Source organism: Stenotrophomonas sp. SAU14A_NAIMI4_5, from assembly GCF_003086795.1.
In the GTDB taxonomy this organism is placed as follows: Bacteria; Pseudomonadota; Gammaproteobacteria; order Xanthomonadales; family Xanthomonadaceae; genus Stenotrophomonas.
Genome location: NZ_CP026003.1, coordinates 2530579 through 2552033, shown reverse-complemented (window position 1 = coordinate 2552033; position 21455 = coordinate 2530579). Strand labels below are relative to the sequence as shown.

Genomic DNA, 21455 nt, shown 5'->3' with positions numbered 1-21455 from the left:
TCAACAAAAGCGCCGGTCATCGCACCCACCCGCCAGCGCTTTCAAAAAAACTCAGCTCAACCAACCGCGGCACGCGCTGTCGATCTGCTCGCCACACGCCTGCTGCATGTGCTGCTGCAACCGCGCCAGCGTCTCCGCGCCCTGGTGCTTGCCACCCCAGGCCTTCAACTGCACCGCCAGCCGCTCGAAACGCTGCTTCGTGCGCTGGTGGTAGCCCGACGGCTGCGCCTGCAGTTCGGCAATCAAGGCATCGGTGGCCTGCTCGATGCGCGGGGCATCATCCGGGGCCAGCCGCAGCAGGCCTTCCACATACAGCACGCCCCACTGCACGCGCGTCGCGGGGCCCTGTGCACCGTCGTAGGCGCGCTTCAGCCACTCCAGCGCACCGGCGGTGTCGCCACGCTTCTCGGCCAGTTCGGCCAGCTCGGGCATGTAGTAGTACGGCTGCTCGCTGCGCTTCAGCTCCGCCAGCAGCAGTGCCTCGGCACCGGCGTCATCACCCACTTCGCGCAGGGCGTAGACCGCGCTGCTGATGGTCGCCTGGCGCGCGTGCGCGTCCGTGGCCGCGGCATCGGCGGCGGTTACCCGCTGCTTCACCCGCTGCACCAGCGCCGCTGGCAGTGCACCTTCGGGCTGCTGCTGGCGGGCCAGCGAGACTTCGGTCAACGCGCGCGACAACGCATCGTCGGCTCGGTTGCCGCGCTCGGCATCGGCACGGTCCAGGGCCACCAGCAGCTGCTGGCCCAGTGTATTGCTGCTGGCCGGGCCTGCACTGGCCTGCTTCACCAGGTTGGCACCGGCATAGCCCAGCAGCTCGCGGTTGCGGCGCACTTCGGTGGGTTGCGCCAGCACCGCCTGCAGCAGTTCGCGTACTTCGGTCGGCGGCGTGGTCGGCTTCTCCGCGGTGGCCAGGGCCAGCAGGGCGAAGCGACGCTGCAGGGCGGCGTCGGGCGCGGCCTTGGCCAGCTGGCGCAGCACCTCGTCGGCCTTGCGCTGGCCGGCCAGGCGGTTCGCATCCACTTCCCAGCCATAGTCGCCCAGCACCTGCCAGTCTTCCGCGCCCAGCTTGGCCGGAGTAGACAGCGCGATGGCCAGGGTCTCGGCCACCGCGCTGCGGCGGCTGGCGGCCACGGTCAGGGTGCGGGTGAGTTCGGCGGCGTCATTGCCACCGGCCACGCGGGTGATCTCGTTGCGCTGCGGGTCGAGCACGATCAGGGTCGGGTAGCCGCGCACGCCGAAGCGCTCGCCCCAGGCCTGCGCGCCCTCCTCGTCGCCACCCAGGTACACCGGCACGAACTTGCCGGTCAGCGCGATGAAGGCGGGATCCTTGAACAGGCCGGCCTTCAGCTGGTTGCACGGCGGGCACCACACCGCGCCCCAGTACAGCAGCACCGGCTTGCCGGTCTCGGCGGCTTCGTTGAAGGCATCGTCGACGTCGCCCTGGCGCCAGGCAATGGCCGCAGCCGGCGCGGCCTCGGCGGCCTTCGCGCTCGCCACCGGCGCCTGTGCGGGAGAACAGGCGCTCAGCGCGGTGGCCAGCAGCAACAGGGGAAGGGCAGCGCGCATCGGCAGCATCTCGAAGGAACGGGGGTAACGGCCATTGTAGGAAGCCCGCCCGCCCGTGCTGATGCAGTTTGCTTATGACCGGCTTGCAGGACGCTATATGCCGGGGCTGCGGCGCCGGAGCTGCCGGCCAGCGGCCGGCACTACCGCATTTCCGCTGCCAGCAGGCCGGCCAGCCAGGTCATGAATGCCTCGACCCGCCGTGGCAGGTGGCGGCGCTGCGCATAGACCAGGTTCACCGGCATCGGCTCGGCCAGGCAGTCCGGCAGTACTTCCACCAGACGGCCGTCGCGCAGCGCTTCGCGTGCGCCCATCTCCGGCACCTGGATGATGCCCAGTCCGGCCAGCGCGGCGGCGCTGTAGCCATCAGCACTGTTGACCGTCAGCGCGCCGCGCATCGGCCAGGTCTGGTAGCGCTGGCCATCGAAGTACTCGAAGCCCGGCGACCGCTGGCCGAGGGTGCCCACGTAGTGCACCAGCAGATGCTGGTCGAGGTCGGCCAGCTCGCGCGGCGTGCCGTGTGCGGCCAGGTAGGCCGGGCTGGCCACGTTGAGGATGCGCATCTGCCCCAGCGGCCGTGCAATGAGGCTGCTGTCGTCCAGTGTGCCGACCCGCAGCACGCAGTCGAATCCCTCGCGCACCACGTCCACGCGGCGGTCGGTGGCGCTCAGTTCGACCTCGATGCCCGGGTGCAGGGCGAGGAAGGCGGGCAGCTGCGGAATGACCAGGTTGCGGGCCATGCCGCCGGGCATGTCCACCCGCAGGCGGCCGCTGAGCTCGCTGGTCTCGTGGCGGAACAGGTTCTGCAGCTCATCCATGTCGTCCAGCAGGTCGTGCGCGCGTTGCTGCAGCTGCGCGCCGTCGGCGGTCAGGTGCACGCGGCGGGTGGTCCGGTGCAGCAGCTGGGTGCCCAGTTCGGCCTCCAGTCGGGCAATGGCCTGCGAGACGCTGGCCTTGGGCAGGCCCAGGCTGTCGGCGGCGCGGGTGAACGAGCCCAGTTCGGTGACGCGCAGGAAGACGCGCAGGGTGTCGAGGCGGTCCATGGATTGTTCGTCTGGCTTGAACAGTAAAATCAGGATCGCGCGATTTATGCGCGCAGGCAATCCCAATAGTCTGGCCACACTTCCTCCCAGACAGGTGCCCGCCATGACTACTTCTTCCCGCGTCGTCCTCATCACCGGTGGCAGCCGCGGCCTCGGCCGCAATGCCGCGCTGGCGCTGGCCGCCGACGGTGCCGATATCGTGATCACCTACCGCTCGCAGGCCGACGCCGCCGCCGAGGTCGTGCAGCAGGTGCAGGCGCTGGGCCGCCGTGCGCTGGCCCTGCCGCTGGACGTGGCCGACAGCTCCGCATTCCCGGCCTTCGCCACCCAGCTGCGCGATGCCCTGCAGCAGTGGGGCGTCACTGGCCTGCAGGGCCTGCTCAACAACGCCGGTGAAGCGTTGTACGCGCCCATCGCCGAGACCACCGAGGCGCAGTTCGATCACGCAGTGGCCGTGCACCTGAAGGGGCCGTACTTCCTGACCCAGGCGCTGCTGCCGCTGATCGCCGATGGCGGCCGCATCCTCAACGTGTCCAGCGGCCTGGCCCGCTTCTCGCTGCCGGGCAGCTCGGCCTACGCGATGATGAAGGGCGGCATCGAGGTGTTCAACCGTTACCTGGCCAAGGAACTGGGTGCGCGCGGAGTCACCGCCAACACGCTGGCACCGGGTGCGATCGAGACCGATTTCGGCGGCGGCCGCGTGCGTGACGACGCGCAGATGAATGCGATGGTCTCGTCGATCACCGCGCTGGGTCGCCCGGGCCTGCCCGACGACATCGGTCCGGTGGTGGTGGCACTGCTGTCGCCGTCCACCGGCTGGGTCAATGCCCAGCGCGTGGAAGCCTCCGGCGGCATGTTCGTCTGACCGCCCGCGCGGCGACGAATCAGGGGGCGGCGAGGCTCAGCGGCTGGTAGACCAGTCCGTTGAACTCGCCGATCTCGCCATCGATGACGAAGCCGTAGCGCTGGTAGGTTGGTACCGCATTCAACGAGGCGCGCACGCTCATCGCCGGCGTGCGCAGCTGCGGCAGCACCGCCTGCAGCAGGGCATGGCCGATGCCCTGGCCCTGGCAGGCGGGATCGACGAACAGCATCGCCAGGTGGCGGCCTTCCTTCAGCTCGATCACGCCGACGATGTCGCCGTCCTGCTCGGCGATCAGGATGTGGTTGTCACCCTGCAGCCGCTCGGCGAAGGCATCGGCGGCGGCCACCTGGGTGAACGTTGCCACGCCCTGTGCGCTGAGCGACGGTGCCACGGCTTCGTGGAAGGCGGCCATGCAGATCGCGCTGATCGCGGCCAGGTCGTCGGGGCGGGCGGGGCGGATGGGATGCATGCAGTGTTCCTTCCATGATGACGTGCGGGTGCACCGCACACGATAAGCTCGGCGCATGAACCACTTCAATGCGGCCCATGCACGGGTGTTCCCGCAACACGGCCTGAGCCTGGGCCTGATGACGCCGGTCGCTGCACACGGCCTTGCCGACGTTGCCGAAGCGCAACGCATCGCGCGCCTGGCCGACGATCTTGGTTTCGCTGCACTGTGGACCCGCGATGTGCCGCTGATGGTGCCGCAGGGGCCCGATGCCACGGCGAGTGCGCTGGATGATCCTTTTCTCTGGCTTGCGCTGCTGGCCGGCGCCACCACGCGTATTGCAGTGGGCACCGCCGCCATTGTGCTGCCGCTGCGGCATCCGCTGCACGTGGCGAAATCCGCGTTGAGCCTGGACCGGATCAGTGGCGGTCGTTTCGTGCTGGGCCTGGGTTCGGGTGATCGGCCGGAAGAATTCGCGGCGTTCGGTGAAGATCTGGAGGGCAGGGCGGCCACGTTCCGCGAGCGCTGGGCGTTGCTGCGTGCGGCGTTGTCGCCGGACGAGGCCGAACGGGCGCGGCTGCGCGACGCCACCGGTGGATTCGATGTGCTGCCGGCAGCGCAGGCGCGTATTCCGATGCTGGTGGTCGGCACGGCGCGGCAGAGCCTGCAGTGGATCGCCCGCGAAGCGGAAGGCTGGGCCACCTACCACCGCGAAGAGGCGGCGCAGGAGGGTCGCATCGGGTTGTGGCAGCAGGCGCAGGGCGCCGGTGAGACCAAGCCGTTCGTGCAGTCGATGCTGCTGGACCTGCAGGCCGATCCGCAGGCACCGGCGGAAGCGCTGCCGCTGGGCCTGAAGGTCGGTCGCGATGGGCTGCAGGCCTATCTGCAGCGCGTGCATGCGCAGGGCGTGGCGCATGTGATGTTCAACCTGGTCGACAACGGGCGGCCGGTGGATGAGGTGTTGGGCGAAATTGCTTCGGTAGGTGTCCACCTTGGTGGACACGTTGTTTGATTTCCGTGTCCGCCGGGCATGGCCAGGCGCTACCGTTGGCCGCGTGCATCTGCGTATCATTCGCGTTTGATCCTGTTGCCGGAGCCGCGCGTGACCCGACGTAACCCCATGCATCCGACCGGGCGGCTGTTCGCCGTGGTCGCCTTCATCGAAGCGCTGACCTGGGCTGGCCTGCTGGTCGGCATGTGGATGAAATACGGCCCTTACGCCAATGTTGCCCTGGTCAAAGTGTTCGGCCCGCTGCATGGCGTGGCCTTCATGGTCTATGTCGCGGTTACCCTGTTCGCCGCCATCCGCCTGCGTTGGCCATGGTGGGCCAGTGCGCTGGCGCTGCTGGCGGCCATCCCGCCGCTGGTGACCCTGCCGCTGGAGTGGTGGTTCCGCCGTCGCGGCCTGCTGGAGCTGCGCAGCCCTCGCTGAGACGCTGCGTTACCCAGCCGTTCAAGTGAATGGGTATCAAATGCAAATACGAGCCGTTATCATTTGAGGATGCCTTCACCCCTGCCGGGGTCGGCACCTTCTTTGAAACGGCTGGTGTTCCATGCATGCACGTCCCGTCGTCGCCGGTCTGCCGGCCCTGGTCCTTGCCGCCCTGATCGGCACGATGGCGATGATGTCGTTCGTGGCGGTGATCGGGCCGGTGGTGCGCCTGCTCGGCCTGTCCGAATGGCACGCCGGCCTCTCGGTCACTGCCGCCGGCGTGCTGTGGATGCTGGCCGCGCGCCCCTGGGGCCGGCTGAGTGACCGTATCGGCCGCAAGCGCGTGCTGATGCTGGCCATGGCCGCCTACACCGTGATTTACGTCGCCCTGGCGGTGTTCATCGATGTTGCCCTGCAGGTGCCGCCGCCGGTGCTGGTGTCGGTGCTGGTGCTGGTGGGCGCACGCGGCTTGATCGGCCTGTTCTATGCGGCCGTGCCGCCCACCGCCGCCGCCCTCATCGCCGACCAGGCTCCCACCGGACAGCGGGCGCAGTTCATGGCGCGGCTGGGTAGCGCCAATGCGCTGGGCATGGTGCTGGGGCCGGCCGCTGCTGGGTGGCTGGCGTATCGCAATCTTCCGATGGCGCTGTACGTGGCGGCGCTGCTGCCGCTGCTGTCGCTGGCATTGATCGCCTGGCGCCTGCCGGCCACGCCGCCGGTGGCCGCTGCACAGGCGCGTGCCCGCGCACCGATGTCGCGGTTCGATGCCCGCCTGCGCCTGTCGCAGCTGGCGGCCTTCCTCGGCATGGTCTCGGTGACCATCGCCCAGGTCACCGTGGGCTTCTTTGCCATTGATCGCTTCGCACTCGATGCCGCGGCCGGCGCACGCATGGCCGGCATCGCCCTCACAGCGGTCGGCGTCGGCCTGATCCTGGCGCAGGTGCTGGTGATGAAGCTGGAGGTGCATCCGCGCCGCTGGATCATGATCGGTGCGCTGATCGCCGGGCTCGGCTTTGCCTCGGTCGCTGCCGTGCAGCAGCCCTGGCAGTTGCCGGCGGCGTATGCGTTTGCGGCGTTCGGCATGGGCTTTGTCTTCCCCTCGTTCCAGGCGCTGGCCGCCGATGCAGTGCAGCCCCACGAACAGGGCGCGGCTGCCGGTACCGTTGCCGCCGCGCAGGGGCTGGGCATGGTGGCCGGCCCGATGCTGGGCACGCTGTTGTACCGCGCGGGCGCCAGCCTGCCGTATCTGCTGGTGGGCGTGCTGCTGTTGCTGCTGTGCGGCCTGGCCATGGTCCACCGCGCAAAGGAGACCGCATGAACGATTCGCTGATGCAGGGGGCGTGGCCGGAGGCTGCGCCGCCGCCTGCCCACCACGCCGACGAAGCCGCGCTGTTCCTGCTGCAGCACGCCGACCAGCAGCTGCATGCACGCGGTTGCCGCGCCAGTCTGCCGACCGGTGCGCTGGCCAGCCTGGCCGAGCGGGTGGATGCCTTCTTCGCGCAGCAGCGCGGCGGCCCGGGCCTGCTGGTGGGGGCGGTGCCGTTCGAGCCGCGTGCGGACGATGCGCTGTACCAGCCCGAGCGCGTGCTGCCCGGGCTGCGACCGCAGCATGTCGCCGCGCCGGCCCTGCGCGGCGCGCTGCAGCCGCAGCCTACGGCGCAGGACTATGCGGCGGCCGTGGCCACGGCCGTGCAGGCGATGCGTGCGCCCGATGCCAACCTGCACAAGGTGGTGCTGGCGCGCAGCCTGTTGGCGCACACCGATCTCCCCGTGGCACCGGACAGGCTGCTGGCACGCCTCGGCGCCGATCCCTTGGTGGCGACCTACGCTGTGCCGCTGCCGGTCGAGCCGGGCCAGGCGCCAGCGTGGCTGGTCGGCGCAACGCCGGAACTGCTGCTGCGCAAGCGCGGCGCGCAGGTGCTGTCGCACCCGTTGGCCGGCTCCGCCCGTCGCAGCAGTGATCCTGCCGAAGACCAGCGCGTCGCGCAGGCACTGCTGGCCTCGCGCAAGGACCATGACGAACACCGCCACGTGGTCGAGGCCATCGTCGATGGCCTGGCGCCGTGGTGCAGCCGCGTCGAAGCGCAGGCACAGCCGGTGCTGCATGCCACGGCCAGCATGTGGCACCTCGGCACGCGCATCCACGCCACGCTGAAGGATCCCGCGACGCCCGCCGCCACGCTGCTGGCCGAACTGCACCCGACGCCTGCGGTCTGCGGGACGCCACGCCAGGCCGCACTGCAGCGCATCCGCGAACTGGAACCGGTGCCGCGCGGCTTCTATGCAGGTGCGGTCGGCTGGCTGGATGCGCAGGGTGATGGCGACTGGTACGTGGCGATCCGCTGCGCACGCCTGCAGGGCACGCAGCTGCGGCTGTTCGCCGGTGCCGGCATCGTTGCCGACTCGCAGCCGGAGGCCGAAGCGGCCGAGACCGGCGCGAAATTCACTGCCTTGTTGAACGCCCTGGGTGTGCATGACCCGGCGCCCCTGATCGAGCCCATGCCATGAACAACGCTGTCTCCCCGCGGCTGCCGCTGCAGCAGGTCTGGCCCGAGGATCGGGTCGCGCGCTACCGCGCCGCCGGCCATTGGCGCGGCGAGACTTTCCCGGCCTTCCTGCGTGAGCGGGCAGAGCAGTATGCCGACGAGATCGCGGTGGTGGCCGGTGACGTGCGCCTGAGCTATGCACAGCTGTGGCACGAGGCCGGCCGAATCGGTGCCGGCCTGCTGGGCCAGGGCCTGCAGCCGGGTGACCGCGTGCTGGTGCAGCTGGGCAACACCGCCGGCTTCATCACCACGGTGTGCGGGCTGTTCCGTGCCGGCCTGGTGCCGGTGTACGTGCTGCCGGCGCATCGCCTTACCGAGCTGGTGCACTTCGCGCGCAAGGCCGAAGCCAGTGCCTACATCACCACCGATGTGCATGAAAACTTCGACCACCGCGGACTGGCGCGTGCGTTGCAGGCGGAAGTGCCGGGCATCGCGCATGTGGTCATCGATGGCGAGGCGGACGGGTTCATCGCGCTGGATGCGCTGCAGGGTGACCGCAGCGCATTGCCGCCGGACCCCGACCCGCAGTCGGTGGCCTTCCTGCAGATTTCCGGTGGCAGCACCGGGCTGTCCAAGCTGATCCCGCGCACCCACGACGACTACATCTATTCGTTCCGCGCCAGCAACGCGATCTGCGGCATCGACCGCGACAGCGTCTACCTGGTCGCGCTGCCGGCGGCGCACAACTTCCCGATGAGCTCGCCGGGCTTCTTTGGCGCACTGTATGCCGGTGCCCGCGTGGTGCTCAGCCCCGGCCCCGGCCCGGATGCCGCGTTCCCGCTGATCGCCCGCGAACGGGTGACCTGCTGCGGCCTGGTGCCGCCGCTGGCCCTGCTGTGGGCGCAGGCCGCGGCGACCAGCAAGCACGACCTGTCCAGCCTGCAGGTGCTGCAGGTGGGCGGTGCCAAGCTGGTGCCGGAAGCGGCGCGGCGGGTGATCGATGGCCTGCGCTGCACCCTGCAGCAGGTGTTCGGCATGGCCGAAGGCCTGGTCAACTACACGCGGCTGGATGACCCCGAAGACCTGGTCGTGGCCTGCCAGGGGCGACCGATCAGCCCGGATGACGAGGTGCGCGTGGTCGATGATCACGACCAGCCCGTGGCCGAAGGCGAGGTGGGGCATCTGCTGACCCGTGGTCCTTACACCATCGGTGCGTACCACAACGATGAGGTGGCCAACGCGCGCGCCTTCACCGACGACGGCTTCTATCGCACCGGTGATCGTGTGCAGCAGCTGCCGGACGGCTACCTGGTGGTGCAGGGCCGCGCGGGCGACCACATCAACCGTGCCGGCGAGAAGATCTCCGCCGAGGAGATCGAAGACCATCTGCTGGCCCATCCCGCCGTGTTCGACGCGGCGGTGGTGTCCATTCCCGATGACTACCTGGGCGAGCGCAGCTGCGCCTTCGTCATCCAGCAGGGCGAGCCGATCAAGGGGCCTGCATTGAAGAACTGGATGCGCGGCCGCGGCCTGGCCGCGTTCAAGGTGCCCGACCAGGTCGTGTTCGTGGACAGTTTCGATACCACGGCGGTCGGCAAGATCAGCCGCCGTGAACTGCGTGCGCAGCTGCGTGCGCGTCATCTGCAACAGACAGGAGGAACGCGCTGATGGCGCTGCCCCGCATTACCCCATACCCCTTGCCGACTGCCGCCGAACTGCCGGCCCCGCGCGGCCCGTGGCGTCCGCAGCGTGACCGCATCGCCTTGCTGGTGCACGACATGCAGCGCTATTTCCTGGCGGCGTTCGACGCCGGTGCCGAACCGCTGCAGCCGGCGGTGGCCAACATCGCGCGCCTGCTGGCGCATTGCCGTGCACACGGCATTCCGGTGTTCTACACCGCCCAGCATGGTGACCAGGACCGGCGCGACCGCGGCCTGCAGGCCGACCTGTGGGGCCCGGGCATGCGCCGCGGCGAGGAGCACGAACCGATCATCGATCCACTTGCCCCGCAGGCGGGTGAGCACGTGCTGGTCAAGCATCGTTACAGCGCCTTCCAGCGCAGCAACCTGGAAACCCTGATGCGCGTGCGCGGCCGCGACCAGCTGCTGGTGACCGGCGTGTATGCGCATATCGGCTGCACGGCCACCGTGGTCGAGGCGTTCCAGCGTGACATCGAGGCCTTCATCGCCGCCGATGCGGTCGCCGATTTCTCGCGCGGCGACCATGACCAGGCGCTGCACTGGATCGCCCGCACCAGCGGCGTACCGATGACCACCGCGCAGCTGATGGAGGTGCTCTGATGGCCGCGACCAATGATGTGCTCGACCTTGAGCGCATGCGGGCCGACGTGGCGCGCGTGCTCGACTGCGAGCCGGCCGACATCGGCGACGACGACAACCTGATGGACCTCGACCTGGATTCGATGCGGATGCTCGGCCTGGTCCTGGCCTGGGGCAATACCGGGCTGCCGCTGGAGTTCTCGCAGCTGGCCGAGCACAGCACGCTGCGCCAGTGGTGGGCGGTGGTGCAGAAGCTGCAGGCGGCGCAGCAGGCATGAACGCTGCGGGGCTGGCGACCCCGGTGGCGCTGACCGAGGCGCAGTCGGGCCTGTGGTTTGCCCAGCGCCTGGCACCGGACAATCCTTCGTTCAATACGGCCCATGCCGTGTGGATCGAGGGTGCGTTGGACGTCGACGCGTTCGTGGCGGCCGCCAACCAGGCTGCTGCTGAAGCGCAGGCGTTCGCGCTGCGTTTTGCCGAGGGTGAGGACGGTCAGCCGCTGCAGTGGCACGACGCCGCCCATGTACCGTTGTTGTCAGTGCGCGATGTGTCTGCTGAGGCCGATCCCGCAGCCGTGGCGCGTGCCGCGATGCAGGCCGATCGCCTGGCGCCGGTGGATCCCAGCCGAGACCGCATCAGCCAGCAGGTGCTGTTCGATCTGGGCGGGCGGCGCTGGGTCTGGTACCTGCGCGTGCACCACCTGGCTGCCGACGGCTATGGCATGGCGTTGTTCAGTGATCGCGTGTGTGCGCTGTATGCGGGACGCGAGGGCGAGCCATTGCCGCCGCTGGTTGGGGTGCTGGCCGATGACGCCGCCTATCGTGAAGACTCCCGTCGCGGCCTGGCGGGCCAGTGGTGGCGCGAACAACTGCAGGGCGCGCCTGCCGGTGCGGGGCTGGCCGGGACAGTAGCAGCCAGCGACGATGCGCTGCGTTTCGTGCAGCCGCTCGATGCATCCTTCCGTGACCTGCTGCTGCAGACCGCGGTGCGCTGGCTGCAGCCGTGGCCGGACGTGCTGGCCGCGCTGTCGGCCGAGTACCTGCGGCGGATGAGCGCGACCGAGGAAGTCGTGCTGGGCGTGCCCTACATGGGGCGCCTGGGCAATGCCTCGGCACGGGTGCCGGCCATGGTGATGAACGTGCTGCCGCTGCGGGTCGAGGCGGGCGAGGGCAGCGTCGAAGACGTTGTGCGCGGCATCGGCCGGCAGTTGAGCCAGGGGCGCAAGCAGGGGCGCTACCGGGGCGAACAGCTGCGTCGTGACCTCGGCCTGGTCGGTGCGCTGCAGCGCCTGCACGGCCCGCTGGTGAACGTGCAGCCGTTCTACAGGCCGCTGGCGCTGCCCGGCGTTGCGGCCACGCTGGAGGTGCTGTGCACCGGCCCGGTGGATGACCTGACCCTGGGCTTCCGCGGCGACGGTCAGACCCTGCTGGATCTGGAGATCGAGGCCAATCCCGCGTTGTACAGCCGCGACGACGTGCAGGCGCACGCCACCCGGCTGCTGCATTTCGTGGCGGCCGCGTTGCAGGCGCCCGCCATCGCCGACGTGCCCTTGGCAACGCCCGAGGAGGCGCAGCGCACGGTGCATGGGTTCAATGCCACCGCCCACACGCTGCCCGAAACCACACTGGTGGAGCTGCTGCAGCAGGGCATGGATCGTGATCCGCAGGCGACGGCGCTGGTCTTCGCTGACACCGCACTCGACCACGGGACGCTGGAAGCGCGCAGCTTCGCGCTGGCGGCCCAGTTGCGCGCGCTGGGCGTCGGCCCGGGCAGCGTGGTCGCGGTAGCGTTGCCGCGCTCTCTGGAGCTGGTGGTCGCGCTGGTGGCCGTGCTGCGTGCCGGCGCCGCTTACCTGCCGCTGGATCTTGCCCATCCCGATGAACGCCTGGCGCGCATCCTCGCCTCGGCACGACCGGCCTGCGTGCTGGCCGAGGCCAGCGTACAGGCACGGCTGGGCGAGGTGCCGGTGCTGGCGCCCACGCAGTGGACCGCAGTGAGTTTTGCCGCGCCGTGGGTCCCGCCATCGCCGGACGATGCGGCCTATGTCATCTACACCTCCGGTTCGACCGGTGAGCCCAAGGGCGTGGTCATCGAGCACCGCGCCATCGTCAATCGCCTGCTGTGGATGCGCGAGCACTACGGCTTCACCGCCGATGACCGCGTGCTGCAGAAGACCCCGGCCACGTTCGACGTGTCGGTCTGGGAGTTCTTCCTGCCGCTGCTGTGTGGCGCCACCCTGGTGCTGGCCGGCCCGGAGGCGCATCGGGACCCGACCGAGCTGGCGCGGCTGATCCGCAGCCATGACATCACCACGGCGCATTTCGTGCCGTCCATGCTCGACGCCTTCCTTGCCGCGCCGGCATCGCAGGGCCTGCAGCTGCGGCGGGTGTTCACCAGTGGCGAGGCGCTGGACGCCGCGCTGCGTGATCGCTTCCACGGCCGGGTGCAGGCGGAACTGCACAACCTGTATGGCCCGACCGAGGCCGCGGTCGATGTGAGCTGGTGGCCGGCGTCCGCCGAGGATCGCTCGCGGCCGGTGCCGATCGGCTTCCCGGTGTGGAATACCCGCCTGTATGTGCTGGATGCGCGCATGCAGCCGTTGCCGGTCGGCGTGCCGGGTGACCTGTACCTGGGCGGCGTGCAGCTGGCACGTGGCTACCTGGGCCGCGATGACCTGACCGCCGAGCGCTTCCTGGCCGATCCTTTCCTGCCGGGGGAGCGCATCTACCGCACCGGCGACGTCGCGCGCTGGCGCGCCGATGGCGCGGTGGACTACCTCGGCCGCAGCGACCACCAGGTCAAGCTGCGCGGCCTGCGTATCGAGCTGGGCGAGATCGAGGCCGCGCTGCGCGAACTGCCTGGCATGGACCGGGTGGAAGTGCTGCTGCGCCATGACGCGCCGGGCGATGCGCGGCTGGTGGCCTACGTCCCATCGTCGTGCGCGGATGCCGCGGTGCTGCGCAGCCATCTGGCCACGCGCGTACCGGATTACATGCTGCCCTCGGCCTTCGTCGGCGTGGACCACTGGCCGGTAACGGCCAACGGCAAGCTGGACCGCACGGCGTTGCCGAAGCCGCCGCAGCAGGATGTCGCCGGGCTGGCGCCGCGTACGCCGCTGGAGCAGGAACTGGCAGAGCTGTTTGCACGCGCGCTGGGCCGCGAGCTGCCGGTGGCCGTTGACGCGGATTTCTTCAGCCTGGGGGGCGATTCGCTGTCGGCGGTGCACCTGCTGCTGGCCATCGAACAACGCTGGCGCTGCGATCTTGGTCTGGGTGCACTGTTTGCGCAGCCGACCGTCGCCGCGCTGGCCGCACGCATTGCCGAGCCACCGGCGCTGGCCGACCACGCGCTGGGCCCGGTGATTGCACTGGCCACGGCGGAAAATGCTGCGCCGCCGCTGTTCGTGGTGCACCCGGCCGGTGGCATTGCCTGGAACTACCGCACGCTGGCACGTGCGCTGCAGCCTGCGCGCACGGTCTACGGCCTGCAGTCGCCGGCGCTGGACCCGCAGCAGGCCATGCCGTCCAGCATCGAGGTGATGGCCAACGACTACGTGCGCCGCATCGCCGAACTGCAACCGCAGGGGCCGGTGCATCTGCTGGGCTGGTCGGTGGGCGGCATCCTGGCCCAGGCCATGGCGGTGCGCCTGCACGAGATCGGTCGCGAAGTGGGTGAGCTGGTGCTGCTGGATGCCTATCCCAGTGAATGCTGGCGGGCCGAGCCGGAACCGGATGCCATCGCGGCGCTGCGCGCGCTGCTGGCTATTGCCGGGCATGATCCCGATGCGCACCCGGAACTGGACAGCCGCGAGCGCATTCTTGCCTTCCTGCGCCGCGGTGGCAGCGCACTGGGCAGCCTGCCGGACGTGGTGCTGGACGGGGTGGTGCGTGCCGTCACCGGTACCAATCGTCTGATCCGCGAGCACCACCATCGCCCGTACGATGGAACGCTGGTGCATGTGCGTGCAGGCCGTGACCACCAGGCACGGCCGCAGCTGCAGTCGGCGCTGTGGATGGCACATGCGCGCAAGGTGCAGGCGCTGGAGCTGCCGTTCCTGCACGCCGAACTGACCGGCCGCGATGCGGTGGCACAGCTGGCGCCGTGGTTGTCGACACGGCTGCGGCAGTGGGATGAAGAACAGGAGATCGCAGCATGCAGTTGACCGGTTTTGAAGGGCGCGTGGCGCTGGTGACCGGCGCCGCCGGTGGCATCGGTGCGGCGCTGGTGCGGCTGCTGGCCGATGCGGGCTGCACGGTGGTGGCGACGGATCGCGAACGTCCTGCGCTGGACGACCCACGGGTTCGCGCGCTCACGCTGGACGTGACCGACAGCGCGGCGGTGGACGCGGTGGTGGCGGATGTCGAGGCGACGGTTGGCCCGATTGCGCTGGCCGCCAGCGTGGCCGGCGTGCTGCACGTGGGTGAGGTGGCCGGCACCAGCGATGAGGACTGGCGACGCGTGTTCGCGGTCAATGCCGATGGTGTGTTCCATGTCGGCCGTGCGCTGGCGCGGGTGATGTCACCGCGGCGCCAGGGGGCGATCGTCACCGTCAGTTCGAATGCGGCCGGCGTGCCTCGCCATGGCATGGCCGCCTACGCAGCATCGAAAGCCGCAGCGACCATGTTCACCCGCTGCCTGGGGCTGGAGCTGGCGCCGCTGGGCATCCGCTGCAACATCGTCGCCCCGGGTTCCACCCTGACCCCGATGCAGACCGGCATGTGGGAGGACGCGCACGGCGCCGAGCGCGTGATTGCAGGCAACCTGGACACCTACAAGGCTGGCATCCCTCTGCGCAAGCTTGCCACCCCGGAGGACATCGCCCACTCGGTGATGTTCCTGCTCTCCGAACAGGCCGGCCACGTAGCGATGAGCGACCTCTACGTCGACGGCGGCGCCACCCTCCGCGGCTGACCGAACGCGGTAGTGCCGGCCGCTGGCCGGCAACCGCAACCTGGTAGTGCAGGCCGCTGGCCGGCAACCCCGATCAATTCCAGATAATTCCGAACCCCCGCCACGGCAGACCCTGACGTTCAACCCTCAGCTGCCTGGCCCACCATGAGCCATGAGCAGCCATCGCCTCCGCCTCGGTCGTCGCTCGATCATCGGCCAGACCTATGTTCTGACAACAACAACCCATCAGCGCCGCCGCATTCTTGCCAGCTCCGCTGCAGCAGCCTGCGTCATCGCTCAGTTTCGATACATTGAGGAGAGGGGACTGGTGCAGTCCTTCGCCTGGGTGGTCATGCCGGATCACGTGCACTGGATGTTCCAGCTGCAGGCGTCGGAGCTTGCTGACATCGCCCGTCGATTGAAGTCATCCAGTGCGCTGGCGCTGAATCGACTGGCCGACCGGCGCAGTACGGTATGGCAGTCAGGCTACTTCGATCACGCGGTGAGAGCCGAGGAGTCGCTGGTGAAACAGGCGCTGTACATCCTGGGGAACCCGATCCGGGCCGGTCTCGCCAGGCAGATCGGCGAGTATCCGCACGCGTGGTCGGCGTGGACGTGATGCCGGCCAGCGGCCGGTACTACCAGCTTTTGACTGAGCGAGCCCGGTAGTGCCGGCCGCTGGCCGGCAAACGCATGGCGATGCACGGCTGCCGGCCAGCGGCCGGCACTACCAAGGCAACGGGCTCAGCCCGCGTTGCGCGGCTTGCGCGGGCGCTTGGGTTTCGTGGTCTCCGCGGCGCTCGCTGCACCGCTCCGAGCACTCGCGCTGGACCTGATGCAGCCTTGATGCCTGCGGATAGTGCGGCAGCGACCGCGACTACCCGCATGCTTGGTCGGCGTGGACGTGATGCCGGCCAGCGGCCGGCACTACCAGCGTTTGACTGAGCGAGCCCGGTAGTGCCGGCCGCTGGCCGGCAAACGCAAATTAGCAACGAGCTCAGCCCGCAGTACGGGGCTTGCGCGTGCGCTTGGGCTTGGCGGTGTCCGCGGCGCTGGCTGCACCATCCTGCAACGCCTGCAACCAGGACAGCGTGTCGATGTAATCGATGAAGTGCCGCAGGTAGCCGGGGCTGGTGGCCTGCATCGTATCCAGCATGCGCTGCACCAGCACCGCGGAATTCAAGGGGCCGCCATCGGCCGGGGCCTCCGCGCGCAGCGAACGGCGCACCTGCACTTCACTGCGCAGCGCGCTCCACTCGCGGCGCACCTGGTCCAGCATCGGCAGCTGCGGGTAATGCGGCAGGCTGTGCGAGCCCGCATCCAGGTCGCGCACCAGTGCGCGCAGGCCGTCCCGTGGCGGCTGCGGCTTACTTGCCATCAGCGGCCTTCGGTTTGGGAATCGGCGCGATCTCCACGCGGCGGTTGCGCGCACGGCCGGCTTCGTCGGCGTTGGAACTGACCGGCTGCTCGCTGCCGAACGCGGCGGCAAACACCGCATCGGCTGGAACACCATCGGCAATCAGCGTGCGGGTCACCGTCAGCGAACGCTGCGCGGACAGCTCCCAGTTGTCGGCGAAGCGGCGGTTGCCATCGCGGATCGGCGCGTCATCGGTGAAGCCGCTGACCATCAGGATCTCTTCACGCGAGCCCAGGTACGCCGCCAGCGGTGCGGCCAAACTGCGCAGCAGCTCCTGGCCTTCCGGCTGCAGCTGGTCCGAGTTGAGCGCGAACAGCACGCTGCCGCTGATGCCGATCCGGCCATCGACCAGGGTCACGCGGCCAGCAGCCAGGGGGCCGGCCAGCGCCTGCTCCAGGGTCTGCAGTCGCTTGGCTTCGGCCTGGCGCTGCTTCACTTCCTGGTCCAGCCGCTGCGAAAGTTCCAGCTGCACGGCGACCACGCCGACCAGGATCAGCACGAAGGCGCCCAGCAGCACCGACATCAAGTCGCCGAATGCGGCCCAGATCGGGGCGTGTGAGCCGCCGTCGACCTCCAGTTCGTCGCTCATGCGCTGCCGGCCTTGCCACGGCGCGTGGCCAGCTGCTGCAGTTCCTCCATCACCTGCTTCTGCGACAACAGGCTGAGGTCGACCACCTCGCGCGCCTGCGCCACGTAGTAGGCCAGCTGCTCATCGCTGCGCGCCAGCGAAGCGTCCAGTGCGCCGCCGATCTGTTCCAGGCGCCCGGACAGCTCGGTGGAGGCCGCGCCGAACTGCTCGACGGCGGCGCCGAAGGTGCCGGCCAGTTGGCCGACCTCCGCCGCGCTGCCGCTGAGGTGCTCGGCGATGCCGTCGAGCTTGCCGGTCTCGGCGGCGATGTGGTCGGTGAAGCGGCTGCCGACCCGTTCCAGCAGCTCGGCCGATCCGCCCACCAGTGCGTCCACGGCGCTGCGCTGTTCGTGCGAGGCGTGGTTGATCGCCTCCAGCAGCGTCTGCACGGTAGCCAGCAGGTGGCCGCGTTCTTCCAGCATCTTGTTGTCGCGCACCAGGCTCTCGGACAGGGTGCTGCGCAGTTCGTTGATGACCTCGGCCGCAGCCTTGGGGGCGTCGGCGGCGGTCTGCAGCAGGGTGGAGACTTCGGCCAGGGTAGCGCTGGCCTGCGCGCGGCCGTTCTCGCCGATCTGCTGCGCGGTGCTGGCCAGGGTCTCGCAGACCTGCTGCTGGCGCTCGGCCAGGCCCTGCGCGATGGCATCGAGTGCCGTGCTCCACTGCTGCAGGCGCTGCGCGTCACCGGCCTGCAGTTGGGTCTGCAGGCTGGCATGTGCCTGCTGCAGCTCGGTGGCCACCGCATCCCAGCGCGCCTGGCGCTGCTGTTCGCGTGCGTCCAGGCCCGCCTGCAGCTCGGCATGTGCGTTGGCGGCGGCGGCCTGTGCGGCCTGCCAGTCCTGCGAACGCTGCGCCTCGTGATCCTGCAGCAGCGACTGGCCCGCGGCATGGCGCTCGTCCAATGCCTGCAGCAGGGCTTGCGCCTGCGTGTCCAGCTGTGCGCCGACCGCCTGCAGTGCCTGCTGCTGGCGCTCCACCAGCGCGGCGTTCACTGCCCGCTGCTGTTCCGCGGCAGCACGCCACGCTTCGGTGTTGCCGGCGGCGTCGGCCTGCAGGCGCTCGCCGATGCGTGCGAGCACGGTCTCGGCCTGCGCGCCCTGGCCCTCGCTGAAGGCCTGCAGGTGCTGGCGCAGATCGGCCACCAGTGCCTGCTGGGCCTGGGTCTGCTCGGCCACGATCCGGGCCCAGCTCGCTTCGGTAGCCACGCGGCTGCGCTCGAAGCCTTCGCTGAGGCCGGCCAGCTGCTGCTGCACAGCGCTTTCGACGCGCGCATGCAGCGCCTGGCCATGGTTGGCCAGTCCTGCCAGCGTGGTTTCAGCCATCGACTGCAGCGCGCCGGCAATGGCGGCGGCACTGGCCTCGGCGCCTTCGCGCAGCGACTGCTGCAGCGAGACCGCCAGTCGTTCCTGCAATGCCTGGCTGTGGGTGAGGAAGTCGGATTGGCCGTTCAGCAGGCGCTCGTTGGCGGCCGTGCTGTGCTGTTCAAAGGCGCTGGTCATCGCCTGCAGGCGGTCTACCAGGGCGGGCAGGGCGGCCGACTGCGCCTGCAGCAGGCGCAGCGACTCGGCGCGCTGCCAGGCCTGCGAATACGGGTGCAGCTCGCCGGCGATGGCGCGGTCCAGCTGCTGCACGACCTGCAGGCGGTCGCGGCGCAGCAGCGCGGACAGCAGGCCGAGCATCGCCGAGCTGGCCACACCGGCAATCGAGGTGCCGAAGGCCACGGCCAGGCCCTGCACCGGCGAGGCCAGCGAGCCGCGGATGGCGGCCATGTCGGTGGCGCTCTGCAGCGCAAGGCCGGTGCCGCGCAGCGTATCCATCATGCCCAGCAGGGTGCCGAGCATGCCCAGCAGCACCAGCAGGCCGACCAGGTACGGGGTCAGCACCGGGCCGGGCAGGGCGATGCGCTCGCCTTCCACGCGCAGGCGCACAGCGTTGCGCAGGCCCACCGGCACGCGCTCCAGCCACGGCGCCAGGGCGTCCTTCGCCGCACCCAGGTCGTTCAGTGCGGTGCGCAGCCCGTTGCTGGCCTGGCGATAGCGGTACAGCTCCACGCCGCCAGCGATGTAGCAGGCCGCGACGATCGCCGCCACCGCAGCGCCCAGCGGGTGCACCGCCACGTAGCCGATGCCGATCCAGCACACGGCCAGCAGGCCGACAAGGAAAACAACGACATGGAATGCAGTTCTGGACATGGTGTTCCGGTCAGTGGGAGCGCAGGGCTGCAAGCAGCCCGTGGATCGGGTGGAAGCGCAGTTCAAGCTCGGCCAGCAGCAGGTTGCGCATGTCATTGCGGAAGGACGCGCGCCAGCCGGGCTGGCCGTGCACGCGTTCGAAACGGGCGGCCAGCACCGTTGGCGCGGTGGCCAGCAGGCTGTGCTCGCGCGGGGTCAGGGTCCGTTCCATCACCGCGTCGACCTCGGCCAGCCGCGCCAGGTCCGGCGAGGCCTGCACCAGCTGGTCGCGCAGGCGCCCGCGCAGGCGTCCGGTGGCGGTCTGGATGGCCTGCTGCAGCACGCGGTAGCGCTGGCGCAGCGAGGCGAAGTTGGCCTGCGCGGCGGCCTCGGCCAGGTCCAGCAGGCGTTCGGCCTCGGCATCCTCGCGGATCGAGGCCAGCAGGCTGGACTCGGCCTGGGCGCAGTCAGCCAGCAGGTCCTCCACCGCTTCGGCGGCCTCGCCCGGTTCCGGCAGGCGGCCGTCCAGCGCCCCGGACAGCGCCACGGCACGGCTCCAGTCCACCCACTGGCCGAGGCGATCGGTCAGGGCGGGACTGCTGGCCGGCATCGCACCGTCGCTGAGACGGGCAAGCAGGCGGAGGAACTCCGGTCCACCCAGGACCGGCTGCGCGGCGTTCGCCATCAAGTAGCCAGGGGGCAAAAACCGTTGATTTTACAACCAGATGACCGCCTCTGGATGAAGGGGGCGGGCGGCCCGTGGCGCGCATGGCAGGGGAGGGTGTCGGCCGGGGCGGGCAGACGGCTTAGAATGGTCGGCTGCACTAACGCAACTGGACCTTCTGGAGCTCCTGCATGACCCTCGCGCCGTTCTATCCCATCGGTACCCCCGGCCAGCCCTGGGGCGATGCTGAACGCGCACAGTGGCGGGCCGCCCAGCAGCGCCAGCGCAGCTACCACGATGATGTGGTGGCCGCCCTGGAGCGCCTGGACGACGGTTTCGACGTGATCCAGTACGGCCAGCTCGACTATGCCCCGGACCACTACCCGCTGTTTGCCGTGGTCAACCACGACTGGAACCCGGCGCTGCCGACCGCCCTGGTCACCGGCGGCGTGCATGGGTATGAGACCAGTGGTGTGCATGGCGCCCTGCAGTTCCTCGAAGAACAGGCCGAGCGCTACCTGGGCCGGATGAACCTGATCGTGGCGCCGTGCGTCAGCCCGTGGGGCTACGAGCGCATCCAGCGCTGGAACCCGGATGCGATCGACCCTAACCGCAGCTTCCGTGACGGCGGCCTGATCGAGGAAGCCGCCTCGCTGATGCGCTGGGTGGCCGAGCGCAAGGCCGATATCCGCGTGCACCTGGACCTGCACGAGACCACCGACAGCGACCTGCACGAGTTCGACCCGGCGCGCTGCGCCCGCGACGGCAAGCCGTTCGAGCGTGACACCATCCCTGATGGCTTCTACGTGATCGGCAACAGCGAAGATCCGCAGCACGGCTTCCAGAAGGCGCTGATCGAGGCCGTTGCGCCGATCACCCACATCGCCCCGGCCGACGCCGAGGGCAACCTGGTGGGCCTGCCGCTGCAGTCGCCCGGCGTGGTCTGGGGCGAGTCGCGTTCGATCGGTGCGTGCGCCGGTTTCACCGACGCGCGCTATGCCACCACCACCGAGGTCTTCCCGGACAGCCCGCGTACCAACCCGCAGGAATGCAACGACGCCCAGGTGGCGGCGGTGTGCGCCGGCCTGGATTACGCGCTGGCGCAGTGAGGCAGCGCCGGGCCATGCCCGGCGACTGACCTGGATGCGTAGCGTCGAGCTTGCTCGACTGCCGTCCGCGTGGGAGCCGCGCCCGTGCCAGCCTCAACGAGCGCGAAAGTCGCTTTCAGCACCTTCTTGCGTCAGCGATAACGCCGCTGCTGCGCGTCGACCTCCCAGGAAGCTTGGTTTTTCTCCAATAACCGCAGAATGTGCGGCTGGTTCCTTGCGCCCGCCCGAATCATCTGGTTTTCTTTCGCCTTCGGATGCAATCGCCCGGTTCGGGCTGTGAGATCTGCGCGCGCGGCGCGCTCAAGGACGAGGAATGCCAATGAAGGAACATTCATGGGCCCGGCAGGGCGCCGGGTGGGTTGCTCTTGCGCTATCCGCCGTGTGCGCGGGCGGGGCGTCGGCACAGGAAGTCACCCACACCTGGTACAGAATCGGCACGCCAGCCCCGCTGGAATACAGGAGC

20 protein-coding genes are annotated in these 21455 nt (G+C 69.7%); 12 read left to right on the top strand and 8 right to left on the bottom strand.

Going from position 1 to position 21455, the window contains the following annotated elements; all coding sequences use genetic code 11:
- Window positions 1–51 precede the first annotated feature (51 nt).
- Both C1925_RS11930 and C1925_RS11925 read right to left on the bottom strand, forming a co-directional pair.
- Window positions 52–1575, bottom strand: coding sequence for a thioredoxin family protein (locus tag C1925_RS11930; protein WP_108769071.1), 1524 nt, complete (start codon window positions 1573–1575; stop codon window positions 52–54).
- A gap of 131 nt (window positions 1576–1706) precedes the next feature.
- Complete coding sequence (locus C1925_RS11925) at window positions 1707–2672, bottom strand: LysR family transcriptional regulator (protein WP_234456082.1); 966 nt, start codon at window positions 2670–2672, stop codon at window positions 1707–1709.
- A gap of 37 nt (window positions 2673–2709) precedes the next feature.
- Between C1925_RS11925 and C1925_RS11920 the strand changes: the two genes are divergently transcribed.
- The gene (locus tag C1925_RS11920) at window positions 2710–3471 is read left to right on the top strand and encodes an SDR family oxidoreductase (RefSeq protein ID WP_108769069.1); all 762 of its coding nucleotides are present in this window, start codon (window positions 2710–2712) and stop codon (window positions 3469–3471) included.
- Between the two features lie 19 nt (window positions 3472–3490).
- On the opposite strand, the gene C1925_RS11915 is transcribed toward C1925_RS11920, so the two are convergent.
- The gene (locus C1925_RS11915; protein ID WP_108769068.1) at window positions 3491–3940 is read right to left on the bottom strand and encodes a GNAT family N-acetyltransferase; all 450 of its coding nucleotides are present in this window, start codon (window positions 3938–3940) and stop codon (window positions 3491–3493) included.
- A 55-nt stretch (window positions 3941–3995) separates the two neighbouring features.
- Between C1925_RS11915 and C1925_RS11910 the strand changes: the two genes are divergently transcribed.
- The 10 genes from C1925_RS11910 to C1925_RS11865 all read left to right on the top strand — a co-directional run bounded on the left by C1925_RS11910 (window position 3996) and on the right by C1925_RS11865 (window position 15625).
- The gene (locus C1925_RS11910) at window positions 3996–4931 is read left to right on the top strand and encodes a TIGR03571 family LLM class oxidoreductase (RefSeq protein WP_108769067.1); all 936 of its coding nucleotides are present in this window, start codon (window positions 3996–3998) and stop codon (window positions 4929–4931) included.
- A gap of 108 nt (window positions 4932–5039) precedes the next feature.
- Entirely contained in the window at window positions 5040–5351 is a 312-nt protein-coding gene (locus tag C1925_RS11905) for a DUF3817 domain-containing protein (RefSeq protein ID WP_108769066.1), read from the top strand.
- A 121-nt stretch (window positions 5352–5472) separates the two neighbouring features.
- On the top strand, window positions 5473–6669 hold the full coding sequence (locus C1925_RS11900; RefSeq protein ID WP_108769065.1) for an MFS transporter: 1197 nt from the start codon (window positions 5473–5475) through the stop codon (window positions 6667–6669).
- Window positions 6666–7859, top strand: a complete 1194-nt coding sequence (locus C1925_RS11895; RefSeq protein ID WP_108769064.1) for an isochorismate synthase — start codon at window positions 6666–6668, stop codon at window positions 7857–7859. The genes C1925_RS11900 and C1925_RS11895 overlap by 4 nt, the downstream gene beginning before the upstream one ends.
- Window positions 7856–9505 carry an AMP-binding protein gene (locus C1925_RS11890; RefSeq protein WP_108769063.1) on the top strand — a complete coding sequence of 550 codons (1650 nt, stop codon included), beginning with the start codon at window positions 7856–7858 and terminating at the stop codon, window positions 9503–9505. Before C1925_RS11895 ends, C1925_RS11890 begins: the two co-directional genes overlap by 4 nt.
- Window positions 9505–10137, top strand: a complete 633-nt coding sequence (locus C1925_RS11885; protein WP_108769062.1) for an isochorismatase family protein — start codon at window positions 9505–9507, stop codon at window positions 10135–10137. Before C1925_RS11890 ends, C1925_RS11885 begins: the two co-directional genes overlap by 1 nt.
- On the top strand, window positions 10137–10394 hold the full coding sequence (locus tag C1925_RS11880) for a phosphopantetheine-binding protein (RefSeq protein WP_108769061.1): 258 nt from the start codon (window positions 10137–10139) through the stop codon (window positions 10392–10394). The genes C1925_RS11885 and C1925_RS11880 overlap by 1 nt, the downstream gene beginning before the upstream one ends.
- Window positions 10391–14278, top strand: coding sequence for a non-ribosomal peptide synthetase (locus tag C1925_RS11875; protein WP_108769060.1), 3888 nt, complete (start codon window positions 10391–10393; stop codon window positions 14276–14278). The genes C1925_RS11880 and C1925_RS11875 overlap by 4 nt, the downstream gene beginning before the upstream one ends.
- Window positions 14269–15027: a 2,3-dihydro-2,3-dihydroxybenzoate dehydrogenase gene (locus C1925_RS11870; RefSeq protein ID WP_108769059.1), complete on the top strand. Its 759-nt coding sequence runs from the start codon at window positions 14269–14271 to the stop codon at window positions 15025–15027. Before C1925_RS11875 ends, C1925_RS11870 begins: the two co-directional genes overlap by 10 nt.
- Before the next feature lie 151 nt (window positions 15028–15178).
- Entirely contained in the window at window positions 15179–15625 is a 447-nt protein-coding gene (locus C1925_RS11865; protein ID WP_108769058.1) for a transposase, read from the top strand.
- A 378-nt stretch (window positions 15626–16003) separates the two neighbouring features.
- Here the strand turns inward: C1925_RS11865 and C1925_RS11860 are convergent, their stop codons facing one another.
- The 4 genes from C1925_RS11860 to C1925_RS11845 are packed head-to-tail and all read right to left on the bottom strand — an operon-like array spanning window position 16004 to window position 19904.
- Window positions 16004–16384, bottom strand: a complete 381-nt coding sequence (locus C1925_RS11860) for a DUF2894 domain-containing protein (protein WP_108769057.1) — start codon at window positions 16382–16384, stop codon at window positions 16004–16006.
- Window positions 16374–17012: an OmpA family protein gene (locus tag C1925_RS11855; RefSeq protein ID WP_108769056.1), complete on the bottom strand. Its 639-nt coding sequence runs from the start codon at window positions 17010–17012 to the stop codon at window positions 16374–16376. Before C1925_RS11855 ends, C1925_RS11860 begins: the two co-directional genes overlap by 11 nt.
- Window positions 17009–19240, bottom strand: a complete 2232-nt coding sequence (locus C1925_RS11850) for a DUF802 domain-containing protein (RefSeq protein WP_108769055.1) — start codon at window positions 19238–19240, stop codon at window positions 17009–17011. The genes C1925_RS11855 and C1925_RS11850 overlap by 4 nt, the downstream gene beginning before the upstream one ends.
- Before the next feature lie 10 nt (window positions 19241–19250).
- On the bottom strand, window positions 19251–19904 hold the full coding sequence (locus C1925_RS11845; protein WP_108769054.1) for a DUF3348 family protein: 654 nt from the start codon (window positions 19902–19904) through the stop codon (window positions 19251–19253).
- A 170-nt stretch (window positions 19905–20074) separates the two neighbouring features.
- Between C1925_RS11845 and C1925_RS11840 the strand changes: the two genes are divergently transcribed.
- The gene (locus C1925_RS11840) at window positions 20075–20992 is read left to right on the top strand and encodes a M14 family metallocarboxypeptidase (RefSeq protein ID WP_108769053.1); all 918 of its coding nucleotides are present in this window, start codon (window positions 20075–20077) and stop codon (window positions 20990–20992) included.
- A gap of 131 nt (window positions 20993–21123) precedes the next feature.
- On the opposite strand, the gene C1925_RS21125 is transcribed toward C1925_RS11840, so the two are convergent.
- Window positions 21124–21327 carry a hypothetical protein gene (locus C1925_RS21125; RefSeq protein WP_174213469.1) on the bottom strand — a complete coding sequence of 68 codons (204 nt, stop codon included), beginning with the start codon at window positions 21325–21327 and terminating at the stop codon, window positions 21124–21126.
- Window positions 21328–21455 lie beyond the last annotated feature (128 nt).